The organism is Rhodococcus jostii RHA1 (assembly GCF_000014565.1).
GTDB classification, from domain to species: Bacteria; Actinomycetota; Actinomycetes; order Mycobacteriales; family Mycobacteriaceae; genus Rhodococcus_F; species Rhodococcus_F jostii_A.
The window spans coordinates 983336-997149 of the sequence record NC_008269.1 but is presented as its reverse complement, the minus strand read 5'-3'; the positions used below and the strand labels follow the sequence as shown (position 1 = coordinate 997149).

The window sequence follows — 13814 nt, the reverse complement described above, 5'->3', positions numbered from 1 at the left end:
CCACAGCCGGGCGGGTGGGCGCAGTCCGCTCAATGGGATCGGTAATTCGACGCGGCCGGAAGGGTCAGCACTTCCCGCATCATCCGCCACAGGCGCGCGCGCGCAGGCCCTGTCAATGAGAGCGCCGGAAAGGTCAGGAACCCGTGGAACAGTCCGTCGAACCGATACTCCGTGACCGGAACATCCGCCGCGGCGAGTTGCTTCGCATACATCTCCCCCGCCGCGCACGGCGGATCGAGTTCTGCTGTCGCCACGACCGCGGCAGGTAGTCCAGCGAGCGAATCGGCCTTGCTCGGCACCAAGTACGGGTCGTCTGTGCCGTGCGGTGCGTACTGTTTCCAGTACCAGCGCATCGCCCTGGTCGTGTTGTAGTAACCCTCCCCGTAGAGTTCGTAGGACTCGGTCGAGAAATCGTCGTCGATCACCGGATACAGCAGAATCTGCGCCACGATTTTTGGGCCGCCGCGATCGCGAGCGGCAAGGGACACCGTTGCCGCCAGGTTCCCACCGGCGCTGTCGCCGGCCACCGCAATCTGTTCCGGATCGCCTCCATACGCGGAGATGTTCTCTGCGGCCCAGTTCAGCGCGCAGTAGACGTCCTCCATCGCTGCGGGACCGGGGTGCTCTGGTGCTAGACGGTAGTCGACGGCGACGACGACAACTCCCACCGCATCAGCCATCGATCGGCAAAACTCGTCATGACTGTCCAGGTCACAGAAGACGAATCCCCCACCGTGCGCGAACACGACTACCGGTAGCACCGACTCGTCGCGGTAGGGCGCGTACACGCGAAGCGCGAGAGCACCACCAGGTCCCTCAATCACGAGATCGTCGACTTTGCGCATCTCCGGCTGTCGTGTCAACGGCAGTCGACGCGAGACGATCATGTCCCGCAGGTCCGCGGCACGGTGCTGGGTTACATCTGGAAACACCTCCAGCGATGAGAGCATCGCCTCGACCTCCGGATGCAGGTCACTTCGCCGTTTACTCATCTCGGCCAGATTCCCTTCTTCTCGCTGATGTGGAACAACCCACACTGATCGTCGCCATGGTGCCGTCTCGCGTTCATTGGTCCACGTCCACGCGCCGCTCCCCGAGTTCGAAGCCCTTGTATCCGGCGGCGGCCACCTCGGCGCAGATCGTGTTGTAGTTACCGAATCCGCCTATGTAGGGCATGAACACGCGTGGTTTTCCTGGAATGTTTGCGCCCATGTACCAGGAGTCGGCAGTCGGGAACAATGTGCCGGCAGCCTTCTCGTTGCACTCGGCAACCCATTCGTCGACGGATTCATCGGTTGCCTCGATCGTCTCGATGTTGTGCTCGTCGAGGTAGTCCAGGCAGTTCGAAATCCAATCCACATGCTGCTCTGCCATCAGAACCATGTTCGCCAAGACGCTGGGGCTGCCTGCGCCGGCGAGAATGAACATGTTGGGGAAGCCGGCTACGCTCAGTCCGAGGTAGGTTCTCGGACCTGCGGACCACTCGTCGCGGAGGTTCCGGCCGGCGCGTCCCCGGATATCGATACGTGACAGGGAGCCGGTCATCGCGTCGAATCCGGTCGCGAAGACTAGCATGTCGAGGCCGTAGAACGAGTTGGTGGTCAGCACACCGGCTTCGGTGATCTCGGTTATCGGCGTTCGACGTAGATTCACCAAGGTGACGTTTCCGCGATTGAAGGTCTTGAAATAACCGTTGTCGGTGACGATCCGCTTGGTGCCGATGGGATGGTCGGTGGGGACCAGCTGATCGGCGATGTCCGGGTCGGTGACCATCTCGCGGATCTTGGCCTCGACGTACTCCCGCGCGGTGTCGTTTGCCGCCTGGCTGATCGTCTGATCAGGGAACGCCTTGGCGAAGAGGTAGCCGCCACGCTGCCACCATTCGTCGTAGACCCGCCTGCGCTCCTCGGCGTCCACCTCCAGAGCGCCTTTTGGATATGCGCTGTTCGGTGTGCCACCGCCGCTCATCCGCGACAGTCGCCGTCGCTCGGCATAATTCGCCTTCACCTCGGCGATGTACTCGCCGGTGAGGGGTCGGTTGCCGGCGGGAATCGAGTAGTTCGGGCTGCGTTGGAACACGAAAACCTCGGCCGCCTCTTCGGCGATCACCGGGATCGACTGGATGCCCGACGAACCCGTTCCGATGACACCGACTCGCTTGCCCGCGAAGTCAACTGGTTCGTGCGGCCATTCGCCGGTGTGGTAGGTGGCGCCGCCGAATGTATCGCGCCCTGGGATGTCCGGCTTGTTGGTTGCGGACAGCACGCCGGTGGCGAGCACGCAGAAGCGAGCGGTCACGTTCTGACCGGTGTCCGTTGTGATCGACCACCGCGTGGTCTCCTCGTCATACGTCGCTGAGGTCACCCGGGTCAGGAAGTCGTACGCGGAGCGCAGATCGTGCCGATCGGCTACGTGCTCGAGGTACCGCAAAATCTCGTCCTGAGTAGCGAATCGCTCGGTCCACGTCCACTCTTGTTGCAGTTCCTCGTCGAAGGAGTATGAGTAGTCGATGCTCTCGACATCGCATCGCGCACCCGGGTATCGGTTGTGGTACCACGTGCCGCCGACGCCTTCGGCGGATTCGAACCCGTGTACGCGCATACCCCGCTGACGAAGCTTGTAGACCGCGTACAAGCCGGAGATCCCAGCTCCGACGACGACTGCATCGAAATCGTTGTCCTGGACTGTCACAACATCCACATCCTTCTCCGGGTGATCGTGCGTTGGAGCGTCAAAGTACGTGCAGGAAAGGGCTCGTAGCGCGGGTGGCCCCGTCCGACGGCCTCCTCGCCTTCCCGCGGGTGGGGACGCCAAATGTCATCATCGTGGCGCTGGCAGACCGCCGTTCGGCCCGCCCGCACAGTCGTGTGGGCGGGCCCCGTGGTCGTCCTCGATGCACTACCGTTCAGCTGGTCGCGACCGCATATCTCGTCGCACTCTGACCAGCTTGGCAAGTAGCCGACCGATAGTGAGGTACATCTCCGACTGAGTGGGACAAGTTTTCGCAACCGGGTCAGGCGACTACGTGGTCAACCCGCCGCCCGGGCGCGCGGGTTGGAGACAGTCGGTTTCTCCGACGATCGGGGTCTACTCGTCGAGCGGCTTGCAGCCGCCGAACTCCCCCGTGATCCGATTCAGCAGACGAGTACATCACGGAGCCCGAGGGGTCGGCAGAGTGCGGTGCGTCGGCCTCGATGTGCTCTGGCGCCGCTGAGGCTCCCGGGCCTATTTGATGCGGACTTCGTACCGGGAGTACCGTGACTACAGTCACACACTGAGGTGGCGTGAAGCGGGAGGTTGAGTGAGAACAACGCACACCGACGACTCACCGGTGTCGGTAGTCGAGCGTGTATCCCTGGTTCTGGAGACCTTCAACGGTGCGGGTCCGTTGACCTTGGCCCAGGTGACCGCCCGAACCGGGCTACCACGCTCGTCAGTCCATCGTCTCCTCGACCAGCTCGCCCAAGCCGGGTGGCTCGCCCGCTCGCCCGAGCAGACCTACGAACTCGGTGTGAAGGCCTACGAGATGGGCCAGGCTGCACTGAACCAGAACCGGCTCCTGAAGGGAGCCCGACCGGTGATGCATGCGTTTGCCCAGCGCACCGGGATGACCATCCAGCTTGCCGTACTCAATCATGGGGACACCGTCTACCTGGCGAAGTTCAACGGCCGGGCTTCCGGGCCGACACCAACGGCTGTGGGCCAGCGGATACCCGGCCACCTGACCGCGGTGGGCAAGGTGATCATGGCATTCTCCGACATGTCCCAGGGAGCCCGCCCTCGGCAGCTACTCCAAGACGACAGTGACGGCGAATTGGTGCGGCGCACCCCGCACAGCATCACCTCACGCGCCCAACTGGACACAGAGTTCGCACAGGCCCGCGACCGTGGCGCCGCGTTCGACCGTGGCGAGGCCTTCGCCGGTATCGGCTGCGTCGGGGTCTCGATCGGGCCGCCCGACCACATCTACGGTAATCTCGCGGGCCTTTCGGTGTGCGCTCCGGTCACCTCACTGGACTACCGAAAGCTGGTAGGTCCAGCACGGGTGGCCGCGCGGGAGATTTGGGACCGGTGCGTCGCCGCTGATCTCGCGTCGCACTGATATCCCATATCGCCGATTCCATCCCGGACCTGTGGATTGCCGACGATCACGTCGTCCGCTCGGTGGAGCGATCCTCGCTCGCAGTCGCAATTGCGGTAATGCTCAGACGGGCCGACCCGTCGTCGGGGCTGCGGCAGGGGGAACGACCGCCGCGAGGCGGCGGACTCCGCGGCCGCCCGGCCACGCACATGGGATGTCGCCCAACCGGACGCTGATAACCCAGACCGCGGTACGCGAGGACGCAGCACCGCGGTCCGGGAGACTATGTCAATACGAGGCCGAAGCCGAATTCCAATTGTTCCACCGAGGCCGGCGCGTCGGACAACCTCGAGCCCACCTCATTGCTGCGTTGCGTCAGATTCTTCGCAACCGTAAATCGCGGCCTTCGACGGGGACGTACGCCGTCCCACTCAGTGGTCGGCGTCATGTCCGATCATCTGCGACCAACGACCTCGATGAGGTGGCCGTCTGGGTCGCGCACCGATCCGACAACCATGCCGCCGAACGCCTCCAGTTCCGTGACCGGCATCTCTGCCGTACCGCCGTGCGCGCACGCGAGTGCCACGAGACCGTCGACGTCACGGGTGTTGACCACCATCTTCGCGAACATGTTGCCGTGATCGGGCGCGGCGGCGGCGTCGCGTGGTCTGAGCAACTCGATTCCGGCCGTCCCGGCTCGCAGGATCATCGCGTCGAAGAGGTCGGTTGAGAACTCACGCTCCAGAGCAAATCCACATCCGGCGGTGTAGAACTCGACAGACCTTTGCAAATCCGCCACCCGGATCGCGGTGAGCGACATAGTAGTTCCGGCAGGCGAAGCGGTGCCCGGCCCGGTCATCGGGTCTGTGATCCGCCGTTGAAGTCCAGGGTCTGCCCGGTCATGCCGCCGGCCTCGTTCGAGGCGAGATACGCGCAGAAGGCACCGACCTCGATCGGATCGCCGAGCCTGCCGATGGGAATTGTCGCCACCAGTTGGTCGATCATTTCCGGTGTCATCTTGTCCACGAGATTCGCCTGCAGTCCCAACGCAACGATGTTCGCCGTCACACCGTACTGCCCGGTTTCGGCCGCGAGGTGTCGGATGAATCCTTCGATGCCACTCTTGCCGGTCGCATACATCGACACATTGATGTTCTGTCCGGTTCGGGCCGAACCGGACGAGATCTGCACGATGCGGCCCCATCCGGAGTCGCACATCCCGTCGAGTACGGCCTTGATGCAGTTCATCGCGCCGTAGATATTGAGGTCGATCGACGGTGCCCACTCCTGCGGTTTCAGTTCACGGAACGGCTTGGCGATCCGTCCCTCGGCGACGCCGGCATTGTTCACCAGGATGTCGACCCGGCCATCCAGCTCGGCTTCGGCGGACCGGACAGCCTCCAACGTGGCATCGAAATTGGTGACGTCGAATGCCCGTGCGATGGCCTTGCCTCCTTCCTCGACGATCCCGGCCGCCACCTTCTCGGCTCGGGTCGCGATCAGATCGTTCACGATTACCGTCGCACCCTGACGTGCAAGCACTTTCGCGATTCCTTCACCGACGCTTTGACCTGCACCGGACACCAGGGCGATCCGCCCGTTCAACTCGAACACAAGTTCTTCCTTCCCTATCCATCCGTGTAGCCGAACGCTCACGTTGTGCTCCACTTCACAGCAACTGCATGCAAACTGTCAATAAATATTGGATCTTGTTTTGGATCCAATCTGCTACTTTGACCTCTATGACATCTGATGTTTCCGTCGAACCGGCACTCGAGCGGCCGGTCCTGACCGATTTCACCGACGGGGTGGCGCAGCTGACGCTGAACAACCCGCGTCGGAAGAACGCCATCAGCCTTGAGATGGCGGCGCTCATCGACAACTTCTGCGATCGAGTCGAGTCCGACCCGGATATCGGCGCTGTCGTGGTCCGCGGGGCCGGGGCGTATTTCTGCAGCGGCGCAGACACTCGCGACCTCGCCGCATCATCATCCGATCCGGCATCGCCAGAAGCGGTTTCGCGCACATCGGCGGTATACGGTGCGTTCGTCCGCATAGGCAGCCTGCCGGTGCCCACCGTCGCACGCGTTGTCGGCGGCGCGGTCGGTGCAGGCCTTAACCTCGCGATGGCCGCAGATCTCATGGTAGTCACTCCAGATGCAGTGCTGGACAGCGGTTTCCTGGCCCGCAGCATCCATCCCGGCGGAGGCCACCTCGCACTGCTGGGCCGCGCCGTCGGCTGGTCGAACACCATCGCGCTCGCAGCCTGTGGACAGTCGTTCACCGGGCCGGAGGCGGTAGACCACGGCCTCGCTTACGCGGCGCTCCCGGAAGACCAGATCGATGCGTTCATCGCCACGCTGACCGGGCCGGCCGCGACGGATCCAGAGCTGACACGGCGGATCATGCGCAGCGCCCGACTCGAGCTCGGCCCGCCGGCGGTGAGCTGGTCGTCGGCGCTGGAGATCGAGAGGGGCGTGCAGATGTGGTCGATGTCGCGAAAGGGACAGTCGAACTGGTCCTCTCGAGGACCCGGAGAGTCACGACCGTGACCGCACCGACATCTCCGCCGCGAATGCCCGACGCCACCGATCTCGACGGCCTCCGAGCAGAGGTCCGTTCCTTCCTCCGTGACGAACTCGACACCGGCTCCTTCGAACCCGTCTCGGACAGTTGGATGAGTGGATTCGCCCCCGGCTTCAGTGCCCGTCTGGGCGCACGGGGATGGCTCGGCATGGCCATTCCGACGAACTACGGCGGACACGGCCGCTCTCCGATCGAGCGCTTCGTCGTGACCGAGGAGTTGCTTGCCCACGGCGCACCTGTAGCCGCACATTGGATCTCCGACCGTCAGATGGCACCCGGCATCCTCGCCAACGGCACCGAGGCGCAGAAGCAGCGCTACCTCCCCGGTATCGCCGCCGGCGAACTGTTCTTCGCGATCGGCATGAGTGAACCGGATGCCGGATCGGACCTCGCCGGTGTCCGGACGCGGGCCGTCGCCGCCGAAGACGGTTCCTGGACGATCACCGGAACGAAGGTGTGGACCACCGGGGCACACGTCGCCCACGCGATGGTCCTGCTGGCACGAAGCGACGGTGAACCCGTCGACCGGCATGCCGGCCTGTCCCAGTTCGTAGTGGATCTCCCGCATCCGGACATCGAGATCCGACCGCTACGCAGTATCGACGGAGCCGCTCACTTCAACGAGGTCATCTTCCACGGCGCTCGAGTCGGCTCCGAGGCGTTGCTGGGCGAACGTGGTAACGGTTGGGCACAGGTCATGGGTGAGCTTGCCTTCGAGCGGTCAGGACCCGAACGGTACCTTTCCACGGTGCCGCTGCTGCGGGCGTGGACGGACCAGTTGCGCCGCACCGGAGCCACGCCGGAACAGCGCGTCACACTGGGCACGCTCACCGCACGCGCATGGACTCTGCGACGGATGTCCCTGTCCGTGGCGGCCGAACTCGATGCCGGACGCAAACCCGACGTTCTGGCCGCGATGGTGAAGGACGTCGGTTCGACTTTCGAAGGTGACCTCGTCGAGGCTGTCCGATCGTCGAGCGAAGGGGTCGCCCGCCGTGACGGCGGCGACCCCTTCGCGCGCCTGCTCGCCACCAGCGTGCTGCATACCCCCGCGTTCACCCTGCGTGGCGGTACCAACGAGATCCTGCGCGGAATCGTCGCTCGCGGAATGGGAATACGATGACCGAGTGGAATGCCGAGCTGATCTCGGCAACGAGATCAATGATTGAGCGAATCGACGTCGACATGCAGACCCCGGCGCAGTCGATCGACGCCGATGTTTGGGATGCCCTGACCGAATCCGGCTTCACCGCCATCGGCATCCCGGAGGCGGCCGGCGGCAGCGGCGGCGCCCTGGCCGATGCGCTCACCGTTCTGTCCACCGTCAGCGAGAGCGGCGCGTTGACGCCATTTCTCGAGCACACCCTGCTGGCGTCGTGGTTGGCCGCCGAGGCCGGTTACGAACTCGGGTCGGCAACCGCCACTGTGGGCATCGGTGATGCGCGATGCACGGCCAGTGTCACCGGGGAGACGATCGTCCTCGACGGCACCGTCGAAGGCATCGTGCACGCAGCCGTGGCCGACACCTTTGTCGTACTGGTCGCGCCCGCGCCGAATCACGATTCGCCGAGGATTGCCGTGGTGTCGGCAACCGCGACCGGACTGATCGTGCACCACGGCACCGACCTCGTCGGTGCCTCGGTCGCCGAGGTCACTTTCGAGGCGACTCCTGTGCTCTACCATTCGAGCTCACCGATCGATGTGACCGAAGTGCAGCAGCGGGGAGCACTCGCCTACACCGTCGCACTGGCGGCTGCCGCCCGGGCCGTGCGGGACCAGACTCTCCGGTACGCGAACGAGCGGACACAGTTCGGCCGGCCACTGTCCAAATTCCAGGCCATTCAACAGCAGCTCGCCCGACTGGCCGCACTCACCGCAATGGCCCAGACCGCCGCGGCGGCCGCGGTGGAGGAGTCCGAGGCCGCGACCCCGGCATCCCGAGCCGCCACAGCAGCCGCGAAAGTGGTGGCCTCGTCCGCCGCACGCGAGATCGCGGCCACCGGACACCAGATCCACGGCGCCATCGGCTTCACCTCCGAACACCGCCTGGGTAGATACACAACGTCACTGTGGACCTGGCGGGATCGTCACGGATCAGAACGCCATTGGGCCAGTGCGCTGGCAAACCGGATCCTCGACGACGGCGCCGACGTCTGGGATGTCATCGTCGGAGTGGATCGCCAGCCATGTGATGATCAGCAGCCGCCTTCGGGCGCGACAGGAGGGCTCGCATGAGTGTACCGACCCGAACGCAGATCGACGGGCGCGGCGCTTGGCGCACGGCCGACACTGCCACCGGAAACGGGGTGTTGACCGGTGTGCGCGTCCTCGATCTGAGTCGTGTGCTCGCCGGTCCCTACACGGGGCAGATCCTCGCCGACCACGGTGCCGAGGTCATCAAGGTCGAGGCGCCGTCCGGTGACGAAACACGTGGCTGGGGTCCACCGTTCGAAGAGTCGGGCGCGAGCAGTGCCTACTACGCGAGCCTGAATCACAGCAAGGAGAACATCACCCTCGATCTGCGCACCGACGACGGGCGCGAGATCCTCGGCAATCTTCTCGCCGGTGCCGACATCGTCATCGAGAACTTCAAGGCGGGAACGTTGGCGCGCTGGGGGTTCGACTACGAAACCGTGCTCGCCGATTCGAACCCTCGAATGGTCTACTGCCGTATCACCGGTTTCGGTGTCGACGGGCCGATGGGTGGCCTTCCCGGCTACGACGCCGTGCTGCAGTCGTTCGGTGGGTTGATGAGCATCAACGGCTACCCCGACGGCAATCCGTTGCGAATGGGTGTCCCGATCGTCGACATCGTGGCGGCCAACATGGCGGTCAGCGGCATTCTGCTCGCAATGCTGGAGCGCGAACGTACCGGCCGTGGGCAGCTCGTCGACATCACCCTGCTCGACTCGGTGATCTCGATTCTCCACCCCCATGCCGCCAACTGGATCGCCAGTGGGAGGGTGCCGCAACGAACCGGAGACTTCCATCCGACGGTGGTCCCGTACCAGGTCTTCTGCGCCAAGGACGGTGACTTCTTCGTCAGCGCGGCCAATGATCGTCAGTTCCGTTCTCTGACCGAGGTGCTTGGAGTCCCCGAACTTGCCACCGATCCCCGATTCGTCTCCAACGGGGAGCGTTACGCCCATCGCCACGACCTGATCGCGATACTGTCCGAGCGGATCTCCGGGTACAGGCGTGACGAGCTCGCTGTACGGCTGGAAGAGGCGGGGGTGCCGGCCAGTCCGGTGCACACCGTTGAGGAGGCGTTGCAGTCCGCGCAGGTGCGACATCGAGGCCTGTTCCTGGAGTCCGAGGACTACCGCGGTGTCGGCGTTCCGATCTCGCTGAGCAGATCCCCTCATCGGGCGCCTCGACGTGCGGTGCCGCGCGGCGCGGACACCACAAATGTGCTGTCCGCGATGGGGTACAGTGCCGAGCGTATCGCCGAACTCGTTTCGGCAGGTATCCTCGGAGATTCGTGAGCGACGAGGCGGAGGCGCGGTGACGGCAGATCAGGAGCGCGATGTTGGCCGCGCGGCCGGTCGCGTCGTCGAGCAGCTCGAGCGGCTCATCGTCACCGGCGAACTACTTCCTGGACAACCGATCCGGCAGGAACTGATGGCCGAGCGTTTCGGCGTCAGCCGAGTTCCGATCCGAGAAGCCCTGCGCCATCTCACCACGGAGGGGCTGGTACAGCACGAGCACAACGTCGGGTACTCGGTCGCCCGGTTGCAGCAGTCCGACTTCGATCAGATCTACCTGATGCGGGCCGCTCTCGAGAGGGAGGTCCTCGCGTCGCTGCCGGACTTCTCCGAGGACACACTCGCCGAGGTTCGGCGGCATGGTGACGCGGTCGCTGCCGCCGCCGAACGTGGCGACGTCCTCGGCATGCGTCTGCAAAATCAGACGTTTCACTTCGCGATGTTCGAGCAGTCCCCGCTGAACCTGATAGTCGCCGAACTTCGGCGGCTGTGGACTCTCGCCATGCCGTATCACGCGGCATATCTGTACGACCCCGCGGTGCGGAAGCGGGTCCTCGCCGAGCACGATCAGATGATCGATGCCCTCGCCGAGCATGACAACGAGCGTCTCATCGAATTGATGAACCTGCATCGGCAGGGCGGAGAAGTCAGTACCGGCATCATGCTCCGCTCCGCGGGTGCGGCAGCCGACTGACCTCGTGGCCCCACACTCAGCATCGAGGAGACACCATGGTTCACACTGAAACAGTACAGCCCCAATCGATCTGGGATCCCGACGTCGCCATCATGGTCCGGCGGATGCGCGACAACCGCGTCGGACCTCTGCACACGGTGGGCGTCGAGGGGGCCCGCGACGCCTTGGAATCAATCGTCCGCCCACCCGGCCCCGAGATGAGGTCGGTACATGACACCGAAATCGACGGCCCACACGGCAAGATTCCGGTACGGGTCTACCGCCCCTTGGGGGCACCGCGGACCGACTCTCCCGCGCTGGTCTGGTTTCACGGCGGCGGCATGATCATGGGTACCTTGCGGTCGTTCGATCGGCTCGCCCGCGAAATCGCCGATGCCACCGGCGCCGTCCTGTTCAATGTCGACTACCGACTCGCACCCGAATACCGGTACCCGGTCGCCAACGACGAGGCGTACGCGGCATTGCGCTGGGCGCATGACACCGCTGCGGAGTGGGGCATCGACACGCGACGGATCGGTGTCGGCGGCGACAGCGCCGGCGGCGGTCTGGCTGCGGCGACCACGTTGCGCAGTCGAGACGAGAACGGACCCGGCATCGCTCAGCAAGTCCTGTTCTATCCGGGCATCGAGCGCCGAACCGACCGGCCGTCGATGCGCGAGTTCGGAGATTCTCCGTTCCTGTCGGCCGAGGACATCGACTGGATGAAGAACCTGTATCTTGGCGAGGATCCGTTCACCGACGATTCGTACGGAGTACCCGCACTGGCCACGTCACTCGCCGGCCTCCCCCCAGCTGTTCTTGCAGTCGGACAGGGAGACCCGATCCGTGACGCCGTGGAAGCCTACGGCGATCGCCTACGGGACGCCGGTGTGCCGACTGCCCAGCTCCGGTACCCCGGCGTGGGTCACGGTTTCGCCATGCAGACGGCATCGATTGCGCGCGCTCGAACGGCGATGGCCGAGGTCGGTGCGCTGGTGGCGGCCAGATTCCGACAGCTTCCCCAAAGCGCCCCAGCGTGCGGGGCATCACCGCGCCCCACAGCTGTAGACCCGGTGAACTGACACCCCGTGTCGCGACCGCCTGACCTCGACGTTCGCTACTGCGCTTCTACCTGCTGGTTCGCGACGCACAGCAGCGCGAAATGCCGCCTGCTCAGGCGGGGCAAGGCGGGTTCCGAGCCAACTCGAACCTGCGACATGAGTGAGGCACTGACGGCGTTTCGCCAGAAATGAGCTCCCGTCTTCAGCGGTCGGTGAACCGCCCAGTCAGATGTCGAGTCCCAATCCATCCCGGGTGAGGCCCCAGGCCGCTCCGTCGATCGATCCCAAAAACGCCTCGTTCGATCAGACGCAGCCGGTAATTCCTCACCGCCTGCGTACCCTCGTCCGACGGCGCCACCATTTTACCTATCGCTTGGGGTTCCACACCGGACCAGCGTCATTCGGGGTTGACGACAAGGGCGACGACGGGTGGGTCCAGTCGATCCCGCACTGTCGCCGCCTGGACGATCGGCGCATCCATGCAGAATCAGCTGGTGCCGGCAGCCTCCTTGTCGGTCTCGAAAACAGTGTCGTGGTTGCGCGCGATGTCCAGCGAAGCAAGGTGGCTGAAGAGCATCGAGGTGGCGATGGGATTGCCTCCTGCGGGATAGGCTTCGCCGCTCGGTGCCGCCATCGTGTTGCCGCTTGCGTACAGGCCCGGGATCGGCCTCCCTGATCCGTCGAGTGCACGGCCAACGGCATCAGTTCGTATACCGCCCTTGGTACTCAGATCAGATAAGCCCATCGCGGCGGCGTCACCCGGTACGCCGATCATCTCGGCGAGTTCTTCCAACGTGTCGGCGGTGTGCCACAGCCCCGCGTCGACGAACTTCTCTTGCTCGACCATCGACACGCTCGTCGACTTCACCGGAGGGACCGCGCCCTCGCGATCGTCGAAGACGATCCAGTAGGGCAAGGACAGGTTGCCGTTGTCGAGAGCACGAAGTGCGGTACGTCCGATCCGGTCCTTGGGGCCTGACTCGTTGACGAACCGCTCGCCGTTCGATCGACGAAGATACCGCCGGTGATCCACAGGGAAAACGTCGAACGGCCGTCGGGGTGAGTGATACCGGGGGCCCATCGCGCCTGCTCCATGAGGTCGACATCTGCTCCTGCGGCGAGGCCGGCCCGTAGACCCTTGCCTATGTTGGTGCTGACCCCCATGGTGTCTTTTGCCGCGCCGGGGACGCCGAACTCGGCTCGCAGATCTTCACTGGCTTCGAAGCCGCCGGTACCGAGCACTACGCCGCGCCGAGCGCGGAGCGCGGTTTGCTGCCCGTCGCACTCGATGATCGCGTCGGTGACCGCGCCGTGCTCCACGACCAATTCGACGAGTGACGAGTTCAGGTGAAGGGACGCGTTCGAGTAGGCGGAAATAGTCATCAACAGACGTGCGATGAGGGCCTGTCCACCGATCAGTACATCGGGGCGGGGCGCGGTGAGCCGAGACGATCGGTGTCCAGGGGCGGCCGAACCGAGTCGCGGATGGCACCGGCGTTCTCTGCGGTCATCGTCGCGGCCGTCATGTGACGCATGCCGTCCAGCCGGGCTTGGGGTGTCTTGCCGAGGTAGTCGGGCCAAGGCAGCAACTCGAACTCGATGTTCTCGTCTCGCTCCAGTACTCGACAAGTGCGGCACCCGCCGCGGACGAATGCCTCTTGAACGTCGTGCGGAGTCCGGTCGCCGACCACCGCGCGGTAGTAGGTCAGAGCGTCCTAGATTGTGTCGTCGACCCCGCGCGCTCAAGCGCGGGATTACACGGGAACCACATACCCCCGCCTGAATATGCGGTGGTGCCACCGAACTTGTCGCTCGCTTCGAAAACCGCTACCTCGAGTCCCTCGCGGGCAGCAGTATAGGCACCCGCGAGGGCGCCCCCGACCCCGCAATCAGCACATCGACTTCATCGTTCCAATTCACTCGTTGTT

Annotated in this window: 11 protein-coding genes and 1 pseudogene; 7 read left to right on the top strand and 5 right to left on the bottom strand. The window is 64.6% G+C overall.

Translation table 11 applies throughout. From position 1 onward, the window contains the following. Positions 1 to 29 precede the first annotated feature (29 nt). A complete protein-coding gene (locus RHA1_RS40240; protein WP_011599756.1) occupies positions 30 to 992 on the bottom strand; it encodes an alpha/beta hydrolase in 963 nt (320 codons plus the stop codon). Positions 993 to 1065: 73 nt separating this feature from the next. Continuing rightward, the gene (locus RHA1_RS40235) at positions 1066 to 2691 is read right to left on the bottom strand and encodes a flavin-containing monooxygenase (protein ID WP_011599755.1); all 1626 of its coding nucleotides are present in this window, start codon (positions 2689 to 2691) and stop codon (positions 1066 to 1068) included. Positions 2692 to 3301: 610 nt separating this feature from the next. On the opposite strand from RHA1_RS40235, the gene RHA1_RS40230 reads away from it, so the two are divergent. After that, positions 3302 to 4102, top strand: a complete 801-nt coding sequence (locus RHA1_RS40230; RefSeq protein ID WP_011599754.1) for an IclR family transcriptional regulator — start codon at positions 3302 to 3304, stop codon at positions 4100 to 4102. Between the two features lie 433 nt (positions 4103 to 4535). Here the strand turns inward: RHA1_RS40230 and RHA1_RS40225 are convergent, their stop codons facing one another. Next, positions 4536 to 4901: a VOC family protein gene (locus tag RHA1_RS40225; RefSeq protein WP_041813287.1), complete on the bottom strand. Its 366-nt coding sequence runs from the start codon at positions 4899 to 4901 to the stop codon at positions 4536 to 4538. A gap of 35 nt (positions 4902 to 4936) precedes the next feature. Next, positions 4937 to 5695 (bottom strand): SDR family NAD(P)-dependent oxidoreductase, encoded by a 759-nt coding sequence (locus RHA1_RS40220; RefSeq protein WP_011599752.1) that lies wholly within the window; start codon positions 5693 to 5695, stop codon positions 4937 to 4939. A 128-nt stretch (positions 5696 to 5823) separates the two neighbouring features. Here RHA1_RS40220 and RHA1_RS40215 point away from each other — a divergent pair, with 128 nt between their 5' ends. From RHA1_RS40215 to RHA1_RS40190, 6 genes are read left to right on the top strand one after another with little or no spacing between them, the layout of a single operon-like run. Then, the gene (locus tag RHA1_RS40215; RefSeq protein ID WP_041813284.1) at positions 5824 to 6633 is read left to right on the top strand and encodes an enoyl-CoA hydratase-related protein; all 810 of its coding nucleotides are present in this window, start codon (positions 5824 to 5826) and stop codon (positions 6631 to 6633) included. Between the two features lie 23 nt (positions 6634 to 6656). After that, the gene (locus RHA1_RS40210; RefSeq protein ID WP_041813281.1) at positions 6657 to 7790 is read left to right on the top strand and encodes an acyl-CoA dehydrogenase family protein; all 1134 of its coding nucleotides are present in this window, start codon (positions 6657 to 6659) and stop codon (positions 7788 to 7790) included. After that, positions 7787 to 8902: an acyl-CoA dehydrogenase family protein gene (locus tag RHA1_RS40205; RefSeq protein ID WP_011599749.1), complete on the top strand. Its 1116-nt coding sequence runs from the start codon at positions 7787 to 7789 to the stop codon at positions 8900 to 8902. Before RHA1_RS40210 ends, RHA1_RS40205 begins: the two co-directional genes overlap by 4 nt. After that, positions 8899 to 10152, top strand: a complete 1254-nt coding sequence (locus tag RHA1_RS40200; RefSeq protein WP_011599748.1) for a CaiB/BaiF CoA transferase family protein — start codon at positions 8899 to 8901, stop codon at positions 10150 to 10152. The genes RHA1_RS40205 and RHA1_RS40200 overlap by 4 nt, the downstream gene beginning before the upstream one ends. A 19-nt stretch (positions 10153 to 10171) precedes the next feature. Further along, positions 10172 to 10846 carry a GntR family transcriptional regulator gene (locus tag RHA1_RS40195; RefSeq protein ID WP_011599747.1) on the top strand — a complete coding sequence of 225 codons (675 nt, stop codon included), beginning with the start codon at positions 10172 to 10174 and terminating at the stop codon, positions 10844 to 10846. A gap of 35 nt (positions 10847 to 10881) precedes the next feature. Further along, the gene (locus RHA1_RS40190; protein ID WP_011599746.1) at positions 10882 to 11907 is read left to right on the top strand and encodes an alpha/beta hydrolase; all 1026 of its coding nucleotides are present in this window, start codon (positions 10882 to 10884) and stop codon (positions 11905 to 11907) included. A gap of 466 nt (positions 11908 to 12373) precedes the next feature. Here the strand turns inward: RHA1_RS40190 and RHA1_RS45085 are convergent. Continuing rightward, positions 12374 to 13806, bottom strand: a pseudogene (locus RHA1_RS45085) (FAD-binding protein). Positions 13807 to 13814: the final 8 nt, after the last annotated feature.

Excerpts from the sequence above, each read along its gene's own strand:
- RHA1_RS40205 (WP_011599749.1), top strand. The coding sequence starts at position 7,787 with ATGACCGAGTGGAATGCCGAGCTGATCTCGGCAACGAGATCAATGATT.
- RHA1_RS40200 (WP_011599748.1), top strand. The coding sequence starts at position 8,899 with ATGAGTGTACCGACCCGAACGCAGATCGACGGGCGCGGCGCTTGGCGC.
- RHA1_RS40240 (WP_011599756.1), bottom strand. The coding sequence starts at position 992 with ATGAGTAAACGGCGAAGTGACCTGCATCCGGAGGTCGAGGCGATGCTC.
- RHA1_RS40215 (WP_041813284.1), top strand. The coding sequence starts at position 5,824 with ATGACATCTGATGTTTCCGTCGAACCGGCACTCGAGCGGCCGGTCCTG.
- RHA1_RS40190 (WP_011599746.1), top strand. The coding sequence starts at position 10,882 with ATGGTTCACACTGAAACAGTACAGCCCCAATCGATCTGGGATCCCGAC.
- RHA1_RS40225 (WP_041813287.1), bottom strand. The coding sequence starts at position 4,901 with ATGTCGCTCACCGCGATCCGGGTGGCGGATTTGCAAAGGTCTGTCGAG.
- RHA1_RS40210 (WP_041813281.1), top strand. The coding sequence starts at position 6,657 with ATGCCCGACGCCACCGATCTCGACGGCCTCCGAGCAGAGGTCCGTTCC.